The sequence below is a fragment of the Caballeronia sp. GAFFF2 genome (assembly GCF_023631485.1).
Lineage (GTDB): Bacteria > Pseudomonadota > Gammaproteobacteria > Burkholderiales > Burkholderiaceae > Caballeronia.
Genome location: NZ_JALQDA010000035.1, coordinates 286,800 through 304,184, shown reverse-complemented (window position 1 = coordinate 304,184; position 17,385 = coordinate 286,800). Strand labels below are relative to the sequence as shown.

Here is a 17,385-nt window from a genome sequence, read left to right as displayed (position 1 = left end):
TCACCGCTTGATGCCCGACGGAATCGTGCTAACCAGTTGAGCATCGAGCGCCACGTGCCACGCAAACCAGACAGCCAGCGCAACTACGGCGCACAATCCGGCGATACCCCAAGGCGACAGGCGCTGAAACCAGCTACCGAGGCGGCGTCCGCCATGTTCGATCAGAAACACAGGCTGTTGAGACGGGCGTAACTGCTCAATTTGCGCATTGAGGCTAGTAATGAGCGCGTTGCGTTTTGTCTCGTCCTCTAACGCATAACGACCCCGAAAGCCAAGACCGAGGATTGCTGCATAGCATTCGAGCAAGTCGACACTCGGCGCCGCTTCGCGCATGCGAATTGCCATTCGCTCGAATACGTATTCGCCAGCGTTATGGTGCTGCAGACGCTCGACTTGAATGGGTTCCGCGATCCACTTGTTCTTATTCACAGGATCGAGATGACGCAAGGCGGTTTCGTCAAGCAGTGCGCAAAGCGCGACGATTGCGTCGTCGCCTACGTCGTGCGAATACCCATGCTGCGTAAGCGCCGTCTCAAACGCTTCGACAAGTTCCTTGCAACGGTGGCGGAGCAGTTCGAAGTCACTGGCTTTGCCACCGGCCGATAGTGTGGTAACGAGAAGAGCTGACGCGCGTAGCAAGCCTGTCAGACCCGCAGCCGGCTCGATGGTCGGCTTCGTCGACCGAAGCAACGTGTCGCCGCGCGCCGGCGAAAAAGTAAGCGTCGTCATGCGCGTAGCACCGCGTAGAGTTCAAGCGCCGCATCTGGCACGGATGAGGGCAAGTAGATCTGGCACGCGCGGGCAGCCAGCAATCGGGCGTGCGCGGGGCTCGCGGCGTCCAGCGCGAAATAGTGATTGTCGAGGCGGACCGGAATAGCCGACGGCACCCGTTGCACAGGCTTGAGTGCGATGCCCGCAAGCGCGGAATTGACGATGTGTTCGACATCGTCGGGCGCGCCGATCTTGCACAAGCGCGGGATGCGTTCGACGAGCTCGAACGCCGGGAGTGATGAGTTAACGGACAGATACCAGTCCGCTGCATCCGATGCGATACGTTCGTCCATAATCTTGCCTGACCATGTCGTCGCATTGTCACGAGACAGCCCGATCGACACCACGCGCGACGGGATGATTGCATCGAGCAATTGGCGAATCAACGCTTCCAGCTCCGTGAAGACTTCATCGGCGCGTGCGTGATCGTAGAGAGGGATGTCGGTAAGCTGAGATCCGGTCGAAAACGTCATCAGCGCGCTCGCTAGTTCGGCGATGATCGCGTACAGCCGCTCAGGAGGCTGATTTGGATTCGATGCAAGAAAGCGCAGCTTCGGCCACGCTGCATGTATGCAATGCAGCAGCCAGAACAGCTGTACGTCGGCCACGCCGTATTCCGTCACCTGATCGACCCGCTCACTACGACGCGCACCGAGCGCGAGACTTTTTGCCAGCAGAATGTCGGTCAGGCGATTGATGCGCTCCATGTGCAGAGCATGAGCGCCCAACGTCAGACACGGTGGCACGTATTGCGAGACTAGCTGAAACTGTCCGCTGGTTGAACGCGACAGGCGTGCGATGGCGCATACCGTGTCGTCGGCGTGTGGTTCGAAGTCGAACAGCAGCCTAAGGGCATGGCGTTCGGCCGCGATCTCCGCTTCATCCGAGCCATTGAGATCGACGACTTTCACGAACTCACGATAGGAGCGGCGCGGACGAGTCAACGCTGTCTCATCCATGCGGCAGTTGCTGCCGTTTGCATCGGGAAGCGCGAGCGCGGCCAGCACAGTAACGCTTTGCCGATTAGCACCGACGCCTTCGAGCAGATCGCGCGCCGGAGGCAGCGCCTGAGCAAGCGTCGTGTCGATGGGAGTGCCATCCGGAAAACGCAACTTGAGTCGAGTCAGTTTGAATCGCCCGGACGCGAGCGCGTCTTCATCTACCTCGACGGCCAGGGTGCCCCATGGTTGAGCCAGCGCGGCCGTCGCGACTTGCCTCAAGGCGAACTCGTTCCAACGGTCCTGTTGCTGAAAATGCTGTTGCGTGAGGATCAGGCCTTCATGCCAAAGCGGTTTTTCGATCCGCATGTCTTTCTTCTCTAGCTATTGTTGCCATCAGTTGAGAATTCTATCTCTCACCACTTAGTTCGTATAGCTGATAACTAAAACGAAGCGACGAATCATATCTGCTAACGAGGACATTCTGTGTACCGTTTCGCCGGAGACGCGAAACATTTATTTCGAGATATGAAGCGCGTCCAGTGCGCGACGTGGAAATTGTCAAATGGTGTTGCATTTGAGTTGAGGGACCGACGAATCTCACTTCCGTCGATTTACACGAGTAGTACTAAGTCTTTGAAGGGACAAAGATTAAGGCCTTGCATAAAGCTTCGTTGCCTAACTATTAGTCACGCCGTACGATCATTGGCAGTTGATGTGGAACCTGTTCTAATAGTGCCCCAATGAGAATCACAATCAAGTGAACAGATCCATGAGCGTGCTCGAGAGTCGCGCCTTCAAGTAGTGCGGTTCGTTGTCGCAACGAATCTTCTTCGAGAGGTTCCTGCGTGTTCGCAGATCGAGTGGCGCTTATGGCTAATCAATAAGGACTATTTATGGACAGCTTCCAGCGCGAAATCCCGAAGAGCCGGGTTTCGATCACCCTCGACCTGCATACCGGCGGCGCGCAAAAGAAAATTGAGTTGCCGCTGAAGCTACTCGTTGCAGGCGATTTCAGCGCGGGACGAGAGCAAGCGCCGCTCGCCGAACGAAAGAAAGTCAACATCGACAAGGACAACTTCGACGCGGTGCTTGCTGATTACGCGCCAGACCTAAAGTTCGGTGCGGACAATACGCTCGCGAACGACGGCTCTGAGTTGCCGGTGAACCTGTCGTTCCGTTCGATGAAGGACTTCGAGCCGGAACAGGTGGCGCGTCAGATTCCGGAACTTCAGGCACTTCTGGCCGTGCGCAATTTGCTGCGCGATCTGAAGTCGAATTTGTTGGACAACAGCACCTTCCGCCGCGAGTTCGAAAAGATTCTGAAGAACAAGGAAATGTCGGACAAGCTGCGCGGCGAGCTATCGCAAATCGCCACGGCTGCCACGCAGCCCGAAGGCAACGCTTAACGCGCCCTCGACATCTCTCGAAAAGCACCGTAGACAGGACAAGAAAATGAGCAAGAATCCCGCACGCCAGAGCGCCGCGGCAGAGACCGTCGTGCTTGACGCACCTCGTGACGCGCATGGCGACAGCGTCTATGCATCGCTTTGCGACAAGATCAATCTTACGCCGGTTGCGCAGGCTCGGCCGCTGGAAGCGTTTCGTGACAACGACACATTGTCGGAAGCGTCTGCCGACGAACGTCTCGCACGCGGCATGGGCGCGTTCCTCGAACTCGTGGCGCAAAGCAGCAAGCCGGTGGATCGCCTGGACAAGTCGCTGCTAGATTTCTTTATCGGTCAGCTCGACCGTCAGATCAGCAAGCAACTCGACGCAGTGATGCACAACCCCGAGTTTCAGGCGCTCGAAGGCCGCTGGCGCGGTCTGAAGATGCTCGTGAGCCGAACGGACTTTCGGAAGAATGCCCGTATCGAGGTGCTGGACGTGTCGAAGGACGCGCTTAGCCGCGACTTCGAGGACGCGCCGGAGCTGATCCAGAGCGGCCTGTATCGACTGACGTACATCGAAGAATACGACACGCCGGGTGGCCAGCCTATCAGCGCGATGGTCAGCGACTTCGAATTCGCCAACTCGCCGGTGGACGTTGCGCTTCTGCGCAATATCTCGAAGGTCGCGGCAGCGGCTCATATGCCTTTCATCGGCTCGGTTGGCGCGCAGTTCTTCGGCAAGAAGTCGATGGAAGAAGTCGCGGCTATCCAGGACATCGGAAACTTCTTTGATCGCGCTGAATACGTCAAATGGAAGAGCTTCCGCGACACCGATGACTCGCGCTATGTGGGTCTGGTCATGCCGCGCGTGCTTGGCCGTTTGCCGTACGGCAAGGACACCACGCCCGTCCGCGCATTCAACTATGAAGAGCAGGTCAAGGGTCCTGACCATGACCGTTATCTGTGGGTGAATGCGTCGTTTGCGTTTGCGGCGAACATGACGCGTAGCTTCGTGAACAACGGTTGGTGTGTGCAGATTCGTGGTCCGCAAGCGGGCGGAAAGGTGGAAGATCTGCCGGTTCATCTGTATGACCTTGGCACCGGTGTGCAGCCGAAGATCCCGACCGAAGTGCTGATTCCCGAAACGCGCGAATTCGAATTCGCCAACCTCGGGTTCATTCCCTTGTCGTTCTATAAGAACCACGACTTTGCGTGCTTCTTCTCGGCTAACTCGGCACAGAAGCCGGCGCTTTACGAAACAAAGGAAGCCACCGCGAATAGTCGCATTAACTCGCGCTTGCCATACATCTTCCTGCTCTCGCGGATTGCGCATTATCTGAAGCTGATTCAGCGCGAAAACATCGGTACGACCAAGGATCGTCGTCTTCTTGAGCTCGAGCTGAACAACTGGATCAAGAGTCTCGTCACCGAAATGAAGGACCCCGGCGACGAGTTGCAAGCGTCGCATCCGTTGCGCGAGGCGAAGGTGATGGTCGAGGATATCGAAGACAATCCCGGCTTCTTCCGCATCAAGCTCTTTATCGTGCCGCACTTCCAGGTGGAGGGCATGGATATTGGGTTGTCGCTGGTTTCGCAGATGCCTAAGGCGAAGAGTTGATTTGACGTGCTTACGCGGTAGTTTTTAGCGTGAATTGCCGAGGCGGTTTTGATTTTAATTGCCTCGGCGTCGTTTAACGACGTGGCGTTCGTTCCGTAGAGGTTTAAGAATGTCGATGGTCTTGCCGTCTCAGGCGTACGTGTTGACGATAGCGCCGCACCCTGCGCCGATTTCCGTCCTTAAATTTAGCGCTCAAAGCGCTATCAGCGATCTATACCGCTGCCAGATTGAATTCACGAGTCCTTCGGCCGAAATACGGATGAATCAAGTCGTGGGGCGACCTGCCCGATTCTCGATCGAACCGATCGATCCGGATATGGCGCGCCTTCAGCGAATGTTCGGCGACCGTGCGAAGGAATTCAGCACCATGGCGCCGGCCTATACGACGCACGGCATTATCACGCGCTTTGAACAGCTTGGCACATCGGCGGATGAAACGCGCTATCGCGTCGTACTTGAACCGAAGATTTCAGACCTTGCTCGCGGGCTTAAGAGTCGGCTCTTTCAGAAGCAGTCCGTCGTGGAAATCATAACGGATACCCTTCGCCATTATGGCTACCGTCTGGGTGTCGACTTCGATTTTTTCAGGCTACGCAGTACGTACAAGCGTCACGAATACATCACGCAGTATTACGAGACAACTTTTGCGTTCATTCAGCGCCTCTGTGCGGAAGCCGGAATGTGGTTCCGTTTTGAACAAAAACGGGATAGGTCGGTCATCATCTTCGGCGACGATCTGGACGCCTATGCGCGCAAGCAGCGCGTCGTTCCATATCGGACGCATGCGGGGCTGGAGAGCGCGGGTTCCGAATCCATCCGCACGCTCAGGCTCATCACGCAGCGAGTTCCGGAAGCGGTGCAGCTTAACGATTACAACCATCGTCAGGCGGATGTGAATCTGCTGATTCAGGAGAACGCCGCGCGCGGTGACGAGACGACGAACGCGGTGGATAGTCGTTGGGGCGAGCATTACGAGACGCTGGATGAGGGGCAGCAGATTGCGAAACTGCGACACGAGGCGCATCTTGCCACGCAGGTCAGCTATCGAGGGAGGGGAAATCCGTTTTCTCTCGAAGTAGGCGAGGTAATGCGGCTCGACGTAAATCCCCAAGATGCGCAACACGGTTTGTTCATTACGTCGGTGCGTTGTGGCGGTGGTCGCGGTGCGTCGTACTGGAATGCCTTCACGGCGATTCCGTCGGATCGAGTTTGGCGAACGAGTGTCGACTCCGTCAAGCGACCGAAGATCGAGGGCATTCTTCCAGCCCGAGTCGATTCCCCGGGAAAATATAAATATGCGTATCTGACAGAGAAGGGCGAGTACGTCGTCAAGATGCCGTTCGACTTGGATGCATGGAGTCCAGGCGGAGCGAGCAGGCCGGTGCGCATGGCCAAGCCATATAGCGGTGGAGATTACGGTCATCACTTTCCGTTGATCGACGGGACAGAAATAGCGCTGGATTTCACTGCTGGCGATCCGAATCGGCCGGTCATCATTGGCGCGATGCACGACAGCCTGCATCCTGACTTAGTCAATAACCTCAATCACACGCGCAACTTGATTCGCACGGCAGCGAACAATGAAATGCGCATGGAGGATCGCGAGGGCCTCGAACATATCCACTTGACCACGCCGCTTCAGACTTCCGAGCTGAATCTGGGGCATATGGTCGATCAGGATCGCAAGGAGCGAGGTAAAGGTGCGGAGGTGCGCACGGATGAGCATGTGGCCATAAGAGGCGGGAAGGGCGTCTTGTTGTCCGCAGAGGCTCAGCCCAATGCGACGGGTCAGCAGCTAGCCATGCAGGATGCTGACACTACTCTGGACCAAGCGAAGACTCTCTTGCGCTCGCTCAACGATTCGGCCGCAGCGGCTAAGGCGTGGCTCGCCGAAGTCGATCAGCAGCGCACGCTCGTCGAAGAGAAGCTCACGAAGCTAGGGAAACCAGTGCTCGTTGCGACCGCGCCGGACGGGCTTGGCATTGCCAGCGGACAGCAATTGCAGGTCGCATCGCGCAAACAAATGTTTGTGACATCGGGCGAAGGGATCGACTTTGGCGCGTTGAAGCGGATCACAGCATCGGCTGGAGAGGCAATCTCGCTTTTTGCGGCAAAACTTGGCATTCGCTTCTTCGCTGCGAGCGGCAAGGTGCAGATTCAGGCACAGGGTGACGCGATGGAATTGCTCGCGTTGAAAGGAATGTTAATCAGTTCGTCGGATGCCGATGTGACAATCACCGGAAAGAGAGGCGTGACCATTGGTGATGGCTCCGGTGCTTATATCAAGCTGTCTGGTGGAAAGATCACATTGGGCAGTCCCTCTGGCGAGATCGAGTTGAAAGGGAATCTTCTCGTTGGCGACGCTGACGGGGGAAGCTTCACTTTTCCGGCGTGGTCTGGCACGCCTGTGCAAGACGTTAAGAACCCGATCTCTTTCGGCTTTTCTGAGTAAGCATCGATATGGCAAATTCATCAAGAGCGGCACAACCGGCCTCTGCGCCTGCGCCTGCGCCTGCGTCCGCACCTGCTTCTGCACCTCGCGCCGCCTCAAGCGCTCCGGCGAACGCTCCTGCTGCAAGAGCGCCGAGCGCTCCACGCTCCGCGCCGCCTGATACCAAGGTCAAACAAATATCGTTTGGGTTCCCTTTTTTGAAGAAGGGACAACGCCCTGCAGACGCGGCGGCAAAGTTCACCGACGAGCACGAGATCTATCAAATGCTCGCCAATAAGGAACCTTCAGGGAGCTATCTCGTAAGCAAGAGCGGAATGTGGCATGGCGGGATACACATCACGGATGCGGGCGCGGGTACGCAGCTGGATCTCAACCAAGGGGTTCGATGCATCGCGGATGGCCATGTCATCGCCTACCGCGTCAATCGCGCTTATCCGGTCAGCCAGGTTCCGGCTTCCAGCAATCAGCCGGCCTCTCAGGCCTTATACAGCACCGGGTTTGCCTTGGTGCGGCATACGATGGAGTTCCCAAAGGGAAAGACTTTCACGTTCTATAGCGTGTACATGCACCTTCAGGCTTACGACGACTACGAACGGGATGTGGGGAAAAGCAAACCGTCGTACTGGTCTACGCAATTCAAGGTGACCGAGCACGCTCGGGATAAACCTGAGGTCAGTAGAACTGGGTCGGCTGCTGACCCGGGTCAGCAGGGTTTGACGGTACGCGCGACGCCGCGAGGAGGCCAACGAGGAGGTCATGCTATGGCCATACTTCCGCAGGGCGCATGCGTCAGTATCGGAGAACAACAGCACGGCTGGGGAAAGATCACCGACGTACATGGCGCGCAGTTGTATGCACCGCAAGCGGGTGGGGTTCCGCCGTCAACAGCCGTGGGCGGATGGATTTTTCTTGGCAACGAAAACGGCGGTCCGCTGGTACAAGCGTTCATGCCCGACGACACCTTCGATCGCGTCGTGGTTACTGCGTCGACCTTGGATAGCGCGGGCGACTCGAGTGCTCAAGGTATTCCCATCAAGGCTGGTGACTTGATTGGACATCTGGGACGTTACGACTCGCTGAACGCAGGTTCGTCGGCCACGCGCATGGCACACATCGAGGCGTTTTGCGACGACAGCGTGCAGACGTTCATCGACCAGTCCCGAACGTGGATCGGAGCGCATGGCGCGCATAAGGACGACTGGACTCCGCTGGGCTTGTCTGCAGAACCGACCATCTTGCGTATCGACACCCAAACTAAGCTATTCCACGATGCCGAGCGCGAAGGTGCGAGCGCGCCCATGACCGGAGTTGTGCAGCGTTGGTCGCTCGGGGAACTCGCACGTGACAGAAATAAGCAGCATGTTGAACAGAACGCTGATCGCACCGGACGCAAGGTGAACTGGTGGCGTGTCGGAAGTGCGGATCCACGGGGGCAAGCCATAGAAGGATGGGTGCGGGAGGAGGCGTTCGCGGGCGGTAGGGTGACGCGTGAATTTGCTCAGACGTGGGTGGACTTTTCTTGCATCGACGATGCGCACGACCCCGCGCACTCAATGTTTGCGACTACGCAAGCTTGGGTGGATTATGCCGGTCATGCGAACGTGCCAGACGCGAAATCCCTGACTAAGCTGAGTCCAATGATGAGGACCATCTACCGTGTGTTGTTTCCACAGGGAGATGGGAGTGGCGCTGCGGACGATATGTGCGTGTCTTATGCGGGGGAGTCGGGGCACTATCCGTGGTTGATGCAGCGGGCCTCACGGTTAATTGTGAAGCACGAGAGTGAGTGGGCTAATCCGGATAAGTGGAAGCAGCTCTATGCGGAGATCGAAAGGGTCGCGGGACGGACACCGCAGTATGACGAAGAACAGAAGCGAATTGAGAAGCTCGTTTGGTGGGATGAGGTGAAGGCAAAAGTGTCAGGCTTTCCTGGGTCAGATGTGTTTCATATCAATCCGATTGGGTTGGTGGCGAATTTTGAAGCGTCAAACGGTTGTTCATGTGGCTGCTGTTATGTCGACAAATTCAAAGTTTCGCGGTGGTCTGGTCAGACCGTGCACTACGGACCCGTCTATTGGGGGGGAGTAAGCTTAGAAGCATCGCCCGCGATGCGGTGCCTTCTTTCCAATGGGCAAATGACGCAAAGCGAACACAGAATTTTAGTGGCTATGTCTAAAAACGAAGGGAAGATGGATTCGGTTCAAGCGTACGATAGCGAGATCTTCACCGCCGGAGCTTGTCAAAAAACCGTAAATATCCGGGGGGCTGGGGAATTTCCAATTCAAGTTGCCGAATTTAAACAAGAAAATGGGGCCGCTTATAAACGCTTATTCGCCGATTGCGGTTGGAGCGTTGAAGATACTGGATCTAAATCGCCCATTGCCACTATGTTTTATAGTGATGAATCTTTAACCGGCGGCACGCCTATTACCGGACGTGAACTTTATAGCCTCGTTAGGACTGGCTGTAACGCGAAAGCCTTTGGTCATGTCGTATCTAACAAGCCGTTAGCATCCATCGTAAATGCAGTGATTGATAACGAATTCCAGGAGAAACAAGTAAAGGATTTCGTGCGCCGACTTAGATTAGTAATTTCTATAATTCCTACGGGGTTCACTTCTACAATTGGAGACTTTTGTCGAAACGATCTAGGGCGGGCGTTAGCCTTAGACCAACATGTGAATCGGCCTGGTAATGTTGCCGACGATTTTGGAAGGGCTCTCACTGACTTCTTTCATGCTAATCCATCGGTTGCGAACGATCCCGCGAAGTGGGGTGCGCAGCATACGGCACACGAGGCAGCGTTGACTGCGGCTTACGCCGCACGAAGGCGAATGAATGACAACAATACTCGTTACGCATCATTAAGTGGAGCGCTGTCCCAATGAGATTAAGTACTCACTCTTTCTTGGCCTTTTTGTTCGTTTCATGCGCATTATTTGTGACGCGTAGTTTCGCAAATGTTAGCGCAGACGTCACCGCCCAATTGCCAGGTGGTCAAGTGTTGCAATTTAGCGATCATCTATCCGGTACTAATGAGCTACGTTTTGGATCAGGGTGGGCGCGCGCTCGTCTCAAACTGAAAACAGGCGACTGGCTGCGGTTCCTTCCAGACGAATCATTAAGCATCAATGGCGGCGTTGTCTTCAATGGCGTAAGCGGTCGAAGCTCATCTTTTAGCGGGCGTTATTTGGTGCTCCCACTAGTTAGACAGGGAATGCTCGAAAGTGCAGGCAAGGAGCCACGTATAGTGGGAAATCAATATTGCCCCGTCGTAGACACGTCTACCGGATGCATGATTAGCTTCGAAACTGGAGCTATCTGCTCGGGAGCCTGGTCGCAGCAAAAGGACGCTTGGATTGAGCAGGGGCGCGACCGTTCGGGCGAGATGTTGCAGGGGCAGGAAGACCTTGCTAATCAACTATGGACCGATTTTCGAAAATCCCCAAAATCAGGAACATTGCGCGATCGCGTGGTCGATGCATTGGGTATCGAGAATTTAATCTCGTGTGACTCCCCTAGTAATAATAATCGACACACTTACAAGCAGATAGCCGCAGCACTCAGACGCGAGGGTGCAGCGTCTGATGCAACGTACATTGAAAATAAGCTTGCTAAAGTATCGAATGAAAGAGAAAGTAAGTTAGCTCTTGATACCAGGGTCCGGATCAAATCTTGGCTGTATGATTCTCCTGACGCATTAGCAAGAACAACCGCATATCTAGTTCCGGGCGACAGGGTAAAAGTACTCGGGGTTAGCAAAGACGGATGGGTTAAGACAGAATACACACAGGCTAATGGCAAAAAAATAAAAAAATGGATACTTAAGTCAACTGTCGACGAATGAGAACTTGAAGGGAAGTCTTCTTTAGGATGGTAAATTCGCGTTTATAATTTTCTCTTAATTTTTTGGAACTCGTAGCGCAATTCCAATCCTCCAAATTGCAAAAGGACAGTAATTGGAAGATTAAAACCAACCCGAACGGCGAAAGTGACGTGGTCCTAGCAGGCAATCGCTTAGGCAGCCCCGAAAGCGGCGGTTCCCCTTGCACCCAGAGCGCCGCTCATCCTGTAGGTGCTCGCTCTGTATATTGACGCAACCGTGGCGCCTTCTTTTTGGCGAAAAAGCCATAAGACAGAGACGGTCCGGTTCTGGCTCTGCGCCGTCGGTTATGTTCAAGTGACCTGGGCGAATAATTACAGCGCCACAGGTCAGTCACTTGACATTGATTTAGTTAATGATCCCGATCGAATGTTAGAGCCCGAGGTCGCAGCCTGGGCGACAGTGTATGGAATGGACACTGGGCTTTTTACTGGAAAGAAACTGTCAAACTATATCAACGACGAACACGTGGACTTCGTGAACGCACGGAAGATTATCAATGGCTTAGATCAAGCCGAAACGATCGCAGGATTCGCCATTCGCTTTAAGTCAATACTGGAACTGTCGAAATGTTAAAGCTCTTGTGCCTGTTTTTGTTTGCTAATTTTTATTCTCCGCTAATATCGGCGCAAACTTTTGACTTATCCGACCAAAAGACAAGTAATACCTTGCAGCTTAAAATAGAGCGAGAAGGCGAAAGAAATGTTGTTCAGTTGTATAACGGTGATATGCCGCTAAAGCGTTACGAAAATCTTCTGGAAAGCCAGTCTACGCTGGATTCCAATTTGGTGCACCTTGTCGGAGGAGGTGTAGCGTTAGAGATTAATTCTGAAGGCTCGCGGAGAAAGTATCACGTGATAGTACCAATCGACGTGAGTGGCGGCGCCTTATACACAGATTGTGCGTTTAAAAGCGTCTACGACGCAGTAGATCAATCTAGACTAGTGGGGACTCTCTGCAAGAAGACTCCTTTGGAAAAGTTCGTCGTAGATGAAACCGTGAACGACGTTGGACTGCTTTCATTCGTCGACAACAATTCGACGGGCCAAGTTACTCGAACTAATGAGTGTACGCAGGCTAAAAGCCTCAAATTTGCGCACCATAGCATTTTTCTATGTAGCCGCAACGATCCCGAATCAGGCAGTCGATCAATTCACATAACCGACGCCGAGGGCAAATCATTAATATCCCTCGTGGGGTTCGATTTTATTCCGGGACCGGGTGATCGATTTGCTCTAGTTGCGAACGCTGAGGCTAATGCCATCGTCTTTCGTGGCAGACTCTCTTGCCTGGCTAGGTCCAAATCAAAAGGCGAGCCGCAGAAAGGGCGCTCGCTTATCGGGGGTAAATATAGATTTAGTTATTCGATTTCGGTCGAAGATCTGTGTTTAGAGGGGGCTTATACGTATTCGAACGCATCCGCTGCGATGAGGCTGAATGGGTCGAACTCAGGACATGAAACCTATCTGCTTGAGACAGACAAAGGCGCGAATGTGACCGGCTTGTTCATCCTAAAATCCTTGAAGCCAAAATTGATTGGCGAGTGGATTTCCGTATCTCCAAAAGCGCCTCTTACTGTGGATTAACCTAAAGAACGGTCATTCTATTAGGTTATTGATCTTGCAACGATGGTAGCCGTAGGATGGCGTGTAATACTACTGCGTTATAAAAAAAGTTCGTGCATTGCCGTAGGGCTTGAATTGTGAATTACCTATTAAGACTGGCTCATAGGCTGAGTCGCTACAATCCTAACGATCGCGTGTAAAAAATGCTCAGCTTACAAAAGATTATGATTGCGCTCGCGATCAGCTCCAGTACATTAAATGTTGCACACGCAGAACTGACGCTTTGTAAGGATTTTGAGGAAGTGTATTACAGTTGTCATGCCAGCGGAAAAATAATTTCTCTTTGTGCATCTGGTAATATCTCGCCGAACAACGGCTATGTACAATATCGCATCGGAACGAAAGAGAAGATCGAACTTCAATATCCAGAACAGAGCCTTCCGCCACATAATAGATTCAGTATTAGTGATGTTTCCGCAGCCAATGCAAGCTCAACACACATTAAGTTTCGACGCGGTGCCTATAACTATGTAGTGTACGCAAGCGCACTCGGCGGAGTTTATGTGAAACGAGGCGACAAACTTTTATCAAACAGAGTCTGTGAGCCAGGAATCTACCAAAGGTTCAATTCGCGAGCTTTCAGAGGCATCGGGACGGTGGCGCCGATTGATGGCATCGACTAACGGAAGACTGTAGCTAATACCGCAAAAAGCAGTGTTATGGCGGACTACCACTTAGAGTGGGTAGAGTACCACGTAGACTTTTGCATCGGAAGCCACAAAATAGCGGCATGTTTGCCGCGATGTTATCAACGCGGTCAAGGAGATGTCAGCTATCTAAAGGATTTTCGCAAACGGTGTAAGTTTATTGAAGATCGCGCGATGCCATAGATTTCATCTTTTGCTTTGACGCATGTCAGAGCGAGAGTTTCGTAGAACCGATAGGATAGTCTCGTCATTCTATAAAATAAGGGCGCAGAGAATTGACATCTGTGAAGTGGAGAGAAGCAACCTGCGAGTGCTTGATTTTCGTTATTTTAATTTCGGTCATAGATTTGCCGGCTTACGCGCGCGAAAACGTACTTCGAGACGATTTCGAGAGGATTGGCGTTGTGAGTACATTGACATCTAAAAACGATCACGACAAGCTAAAAATCAGGTATCGTGCGACAGATGGGGTTGTCCATTTATATAATGTGGATAAATTCGATTCATGTAGCTCGATGGCAGTTTACAAGGTTCCAAGTGCGTATTCCATAGCCATTGACGGCAGCTGTTCGAGTCAAGGTGGACAGATTTTTACGAAAATTTATCAATGGGATAGCTCGTTCGGGAATTGGTGCTTACGACGGGAAGTAACAGGAGAAAAGCCCTACCTAAACTCTGGCGAAGTAGCCTCAAAAGAATATGTTTCGCGTGTCGAAGGCTGCTTTGCGCCAGGCGATCTCAGACCTCCTCGATATACGCCTTCAACCCAGTCGAGGAAAGCGGTGATTTCGCAGCTTCGTTATTTTCGGACCATTATAAAAGATGAGGCGGCTATTAAAGAATTCATCAGATTATTTCCGTTTTATAGCGTTGCAGAGCTAGTGCCGTATATTGATGTAAATACTGTGCAGGAGATAAATGATATCGCTTTCTATCTTTCAAAGTATGATCGATCTTACGAGGCAATACGGTTGCTAGAGCACATAGTGAGAGAATTCCCGGAACGATTTGTTGCCAAGCTTAACCTCGCTGACGCCTACTGGACGAACGGATTTGAGAGTAAGGCCATACCGCTTTATGTGGCTTACGAGGCCAAAATGAACTCACTCGGCTTAACCAAGAACATTCCATCGCGAGTAAAGAATCGACAGGCTGCAAAGGAAAATTAGACTTATGCACGCCGGATTGAATGTTGAGGCTTGAGTCGCAACTTAGGCAACGGTGTTTGGGAGATGTCCATCACATCTTTGACGAATACGCTGAGTATGCAAGCCATGAAAAATTTCGATAATTAAGTCAAATTGGTGATTCTTAAAATGGTGTTTCCGCATAGGTCTCTGTTTTTTTTGGAGCTCGTAACGGAGGTCCAATTCTCCGAATCGCAAAAGGGCCGCTAATTGGAAGACAAGACCAACTAGAACGGCGAATTGCACGCGCCTGCAAGGCGAAGCTGGACCGCAATGGGTGATGACCGCACCAGCGCCGTGTACGACGAGTCGCTACGGGTGGTTCCTTATCTGCAAAACCAAGCGTGACGTGGTCCCAGCAGGGCAAGCGCTTAGGCACCCAAAGCCCAAGCTTCTAGATTGAACCGATTTCCGTTGGCGCGAAGCAAAACAAAACCATCATGAAAAACCTAGCATACGAAGGCGATGTAACCAGCCACGGCGGCAAGATTCTCAGCGGCTCGAACCGCATTAAAGTCAAAGGTCGACGTGCTGCCCGCATCGGAGACTTTGTCTCTTGCCCAATCCATGGCGACAACCGGATCGTCGAAGGAAGCAAGCGGATAAAAGATGGCATCGCCTCGCTCTCCTGTGATGGAGACCACACGGAATGTGGCGCGTACTTGATTGCATCCCCGCTCGGTGCTTCCGTCGAGTAGACGATGCCAATCGATTTCGAAAGAATTCCACCGAAAGCGGCGGTTCCGCTTGCACCTAGAGCGTCGCTCGTCCTTTGGGGTTCGTTGTTGGTGCTTGCACTGTGCATTGGCGCAACCATGGTGATTTCTCTTTGGCGAGAGAGCCATAAGACAGATACGGCCTGGTTCTGGCTCTGCGCCGTCGGATACCCCGTTCTGATTTGGGCCTTCTCGCTCTTTTCAACTTTGGCATACAGTTCCGCGGCGCGAGCATCAGCGCTTGCCAATAATCGAGTCAGCGAAGATGCAGAAGCAGCATGTCACGCTGCCGCCAGTAAGCCATTGACCGTTTATGGCTATTCCTGGCACTACTCTTCGGACAAGAAGGAAAACAGTCTCCAGAGCATCGTCGATGGAAAAGTTCGTTCAGAGTTGCGTCTGAGCGCTGCCGAGAAAGATAGAGAAGTCTTGGCGCGCTGGATAGACGTGCCCGGCGAGCCTTTTTATCCGAGCAACGAACTGGGGGAGCACACTCGTCATCTGGCCGTGTGCGAATGGCTGATCGATCAAATGCTCAGCGATCTAGAGTCGCCGTTGTTAGCTCTACCGGGAAAAAGCACGCTTCACGTACATCTCTGCTTGCACTCCAATCTCAAGACGCAGCCTGTGATTGATCGAATTTGCGCGTTGCTGAAAAAGCTTGGAAAGGCTGATCTCCGGATCAGTTGCGAAGACGTTTTTGCGCTCTTCACCACCGACGCGTGGCTGGATCAGAAAGACGAAAATACCTTTCATCTCGTCATTGCAATCGAACTTCGCAATGCCATAAGCAACGTGCTTGGCGGGGGAGTCGCCGAAGTAGGGGTTGCCGTGTTGCTTGGCTATGTCTCCAAGCCTGAGGCTGGCGGTCAGCCGGCAGTGCACCTGCACCGGCCGGTCAAGTCAGGCGTCGATAAGATCGCGGACGCGATTGGCCTTGCAAGCCGTTGGTCCGGGGCAAGTGTGCAGGAATTGAGCGCTGTCTGGATTGCTGGCCTGAAAGAAGATGATGTGGGCCTTGTTCGTCGGTCAGCGAAGCTCGATGAGCAAACCCAATTGATCTCGATCGAGTCGTCGATCGGCGACTGCTCGGCTGCTAGCGGTTGGCTCGCGCTTGCGCTAGCTGCAGCAAGCGCAGGCGCGAGCCCCAACCCTCATTTGATTTTGGCACGGGAAGACGACGAAATGACCGCTCTGATTTGCAGGAAAGAACGTGACTAAACAAAGAGAAAGACCGCTGGCGCTTTTAATTGCTATCGCTATTTTCATCGTCTATCTGGCGTTGGCGGTTGGCTTGGCGGTAAAGGGCTCAAGCATTGGTTTGTCAGGAGACAAGCTGCTCATCGTTGAACTTTCGTTGTTTTGTGTGCTCTTGATATTGATTTTGCTGAGCAAGTTCTTCGAGGCAATCTTGCTGTTGATTGCATCGCTAAGGGCCACACGATGGTTCATGCGGTACGACGCGGAAAAAGCAAGTCCACCCGGTGGCACGGCTGACAACTTGCGCTCGCAAGACTCGGCCGGCAGCGCGAAGGCATTACAGACCGCGCTGGTTCATCGCTTCGGGTTGAGGTGGAGACACCGGGCTCGGTGGATACTCGTAGCCGGCGAGCGCTCGGTCGTGGATCGCATCGCGCCAGGACTTTCCACCAGCGGCTGGCAGATGATTCAAGGCGCGGTGTTGCTCCATGGATGCCATGACGACGGTCAACCCGACGTGGAATGGTTAAGAAAACTTCGGCGGTTACGTCGTCACCGCCCTGTGGACGCAGTGGTTGCTTGCACTGAAGTGCTCGGCCCGGCAAGGACGCCCTTCGATGCAGAGGGCATGGCGCAGCGCCTCGTGCTTCAGGCTCGAACGTTGTGCTGGTCGGCGCCTGTCTATCTTGTCGATGCCGTCAGGTGTACCGGGAATATTTCCGCGTACGACGCATCGATTGGCGTGACGTGGTCGGATCGTCGCTCGAACTCGGCAGAACTTGAAACCACTCTAACGAATCTCGCCGGCAGTCTTGCAGGCAACGGGGTTGCACGCCTTGCTCGCGACCCGCTCGATCGGGCTGCGGCGGAGATGTCGCAACACATAGAGCGGTTTCGTGCCGCGTTACGTGTCCTCCTCGACACGGTTGGAACGTCGGGATTCTGGCGCAGTGATGT

13 protein-coding genes are annotated in these 17,385 nt (G+C 53.5%); 10 read left to right on the top strand and 3 right to left on the bottom strand.

The annotated features are described in order from the left end of the window. Both NCT04_RS27515 and tssK read right to left on the bottom strand, forming a co-directional pair. Window positions 1-729: a DotU family type IV/VI secretion system protein gene (locus NCT04_RS27515; RefSeq protein ID WP_250468808.1), complete on the bottom strand. Its 729-nt coding sequence runs from the start codon at window positions 727-729 to the stop codon at window positions 1-3. Further along, the gene (gene tssK / locus NCT04_RS27510) at window positions 726-2,078 is read right to left on the bottom strand and encodes a type VI secretion system baseplate subunit TssK (protein ID WP_250468806.1); all 1,353 of its coding nucleotides are present in this window, start codon (window positions 2,076-2,078) and stop codon (window positions 726-728) included. The genes NCT04_RS27515 and tssK overlap by 4 nt, the downstream gene beginning before the upstream one ends. Before the next feature lie 527 nt (window positions 2,079-2,605). On the opposite strand from tssK, the gene tssB reads away from it, so the two are divergent. The 10 genes from tssB to NCT04_RS27460 all read left to right on the top strand — a co-directional run bounded on the left by tssB (window position 2,606) and on the right by NCT04_RS27460 (window position 16,449). Then, entirely contained in the window at window positions 2,606-3,118 is a 513-nt protein-coding gene (gene tssB / locus NCT04_RS27505; RefSeq protein WP_250468804.1) for a type VI secretion system contractile sheath small subunit, read from the top strand. Between the two features lie 46 nt (window positions 3,119-3,164). Beyond that, window positions 3,165-4,718, top strand: coding sequence for a type VI secretion system contractile sheath large subunit (tssC, locus tag NCT04_RS27500; protein WP_250468795.1), 1,554 nt, complete (start codon window positions 3,165-3,167; stop codon window positions 4,716-4,718). A gap of 109 nt (window positions 4,719-4,827) precedes the next feature. Further along, entirely contained in the window at window positions 4,828-7,170 is a 2,343-nt protein-coding gene (locus tag NCT04_RS27495; RefSeq protein WP_250468793.1) for a type VI secretion system Vgr family protein, read from the top strand. Window positions 7,171-7,178: 8 nt separating this feature from the next. After that, entirely contained in the window at window positions 7,179-10,058 is a 2,880-nt protein-coding gene (locus NCT04_RS27490; protein WP_250468792.1) for a hypothetical protein, read from the top strand. After that, the gene (locus tag NCT04_RS27485; protein WP_250468783.1) at window positions 10,055-11,017 is read left to right on the top strand and encodes a hypothetical protein; all 963 of its coding nucleotides are present in this window, start codon (window positions 10,055-10,057) and stop codon (window positions 11,015-11,017) included. Before NCT04_RS27490 ends, NCT04_RS27485 begins: the two co-directional genes overlap by 4 nt. 605 nt (window positions 11,018-11,622) lie before the next feature. Continuing rightward, window positions 11,623-12,639 (top strand): hypothetical protein, encoded by a 1,017-nt coding sequence (locus NCT04_RS27480; protein WP_250468782.1) that lies wholly within the window; start codon window positions 11,623-11,625, stop codon window positions 12,637-12,639. Between the two features lie 182 nt (window positions 12,640-12,821). After that, window positions 12,822-13,301 (top strand): hypothetical protein, encoded by a 480-nt coding sequence (locus tag NCT04_RS27475; protein ID WP_250468780.1) that lies wholly within the window; start codon window positions 12,822-12,824, stop codon window positions 13,299-13,301. Window positions 13,302-13,729: 428 nt separating this feature from the next. Continuing rightward, on the top strand, window positions 13,730-14,494 hold the full coding sequence (locus NCT04_RS27470; RefSeq protein WP_250468773.1) for a tetratricopeptide repeat protein: 765 nt from the start codon (window positions 13,730-13,732) through the stop codon (window positions 14,492-14,494). A gap of 458 nt (window positions 14,495-14,952) precedes the next feature. Then, window positions 14,953-15,210, top strand: coding sequence for a PAAR domain-containing protein (locus NCT04_RS27465; RefSeq protein WP_250468771.1), 258 nt, complete (start codon window positions 14,953-14,955; stop codon window positions 15,208-15,210). Window positions 15,211-15,213: 3 nt separating this feature from the next. Beyond that, window positions 15,214-16,449, top strand: a complete 1,236-nt coding sequence (locus NCT04_RS27460) for a KPHS_23130 family T6SS system protein (protein WP_250468769.1) — start codon at window positions 15,214-15,216, stop codon at window positions 16,447-16,449. Between the two features lie 51 nt (window positions 16,450-16,500). On the opposite strand, the gene NCT04_RS27455 is transcribed toward NCT04_RS27460, so the two are convergent. Continuing rightward, entirely contained in the window at window positions 16,501-16,680 is a 180-nt protein-coding gene (locus NCT04_RS27455) for a hypothetical protein (RefSeq protein ID WP_250468767.1), read from the bottom strand. Between the last annotated feature and the right edge of the window lie 705 nt (window positions 16,681-17,385).

What these genes read in the sequence shown, in the direction of transcription:
- NCT04_RS27465 (WP_250468771.1), top strand. Translation starts at nt 14,953, where the DNA reads ATGAAAAACCTAGCATACGAAGGCGATGTAACCAGCCACGGCGGCAAG.
- NCT04_RS27475 (WP_250468780.1), top strand. Translation starts at nt 12,822, where the DNA reads ATGCTCAGCTTACAAAAGATTATGATTGCGCTCGCGATCAGCTCCAGT.
- NCT04_RS27490 (WP_250468792.1), top strand. Translation starts at nt 7,179, where the DNA reads ATGGCAAATTCATCAAGAGCGGCACAACCGGCCTCTGCGCCTGCGCCT.
- NCT04_RS27495 (WP_250468793.1), top strand. Translation starts at nt 4,828, where the DNA reads ATGTCGATGGTCTTGCCGTCTCAGGCGTACGTGTTGACGATAGCGCCG.
- NCT04_RS27515 (WP_250468808.1), bottom strand. Translation starts at nt 729, where the DNA reads ATGACGACGCTTACTTTTTCGCCGGCGCGCGGCGACACGTTGCTTCGG.
- tssK (WP_250468806.1), bottom strand. Translation starts at nt 2,078, where the DNA reads ATGCGGATCGAAAAACCGCTTTGGCATGAAGGCCTGATCCTCACGCAA.
- NCT04_RS27480 (WP_250468782.1), top strand. Translation starts at nt 11,623, where the DNA reads ATGTTAAAGCTCTTGTGCCTGTTTTTGTTTGCTAATTTTTATTCTCCG.
- tssB (WP_250468804.1), top strand. Translation starts at nt 2,606, where the DNA reads ATGGACAGCTTCCAGCGCGAAATCCCGAAGAGCCGGGTTTCGATCACC.
- NCT04_RS27485 (WP_250468783.1), top strand. Translation starts at nt 10,055, where the DNA reads ATGAGATTAAGTACTCACTCTTTCTTGGCCTTTTTGTTCGTTTCATGC.
- NCT04_RS27460 (WP_250468769.1), top strand. Translation starts at nt 15,214, where the DNA reads ATGCCAATCGATTTCGAAAGAATTCCACCGAAAGCGGCGGTTCCGCTT.
- NCT04_RS27455 (WP_250468767.1), bottom strand. Translation starts at nt 16,680, where the DNA reads ATGAACCATCGTGTGGCCCTTAGCGATGCAATCAACAGCAAGATTGCC.
- tssC (WP_250468795.1), top strand. Translation starts at nt 3,165, where the DNA reads ATGAGCAAGAATCCCGCACGCCAGAGCGCCGCGGCAGAGACCGTCGTG.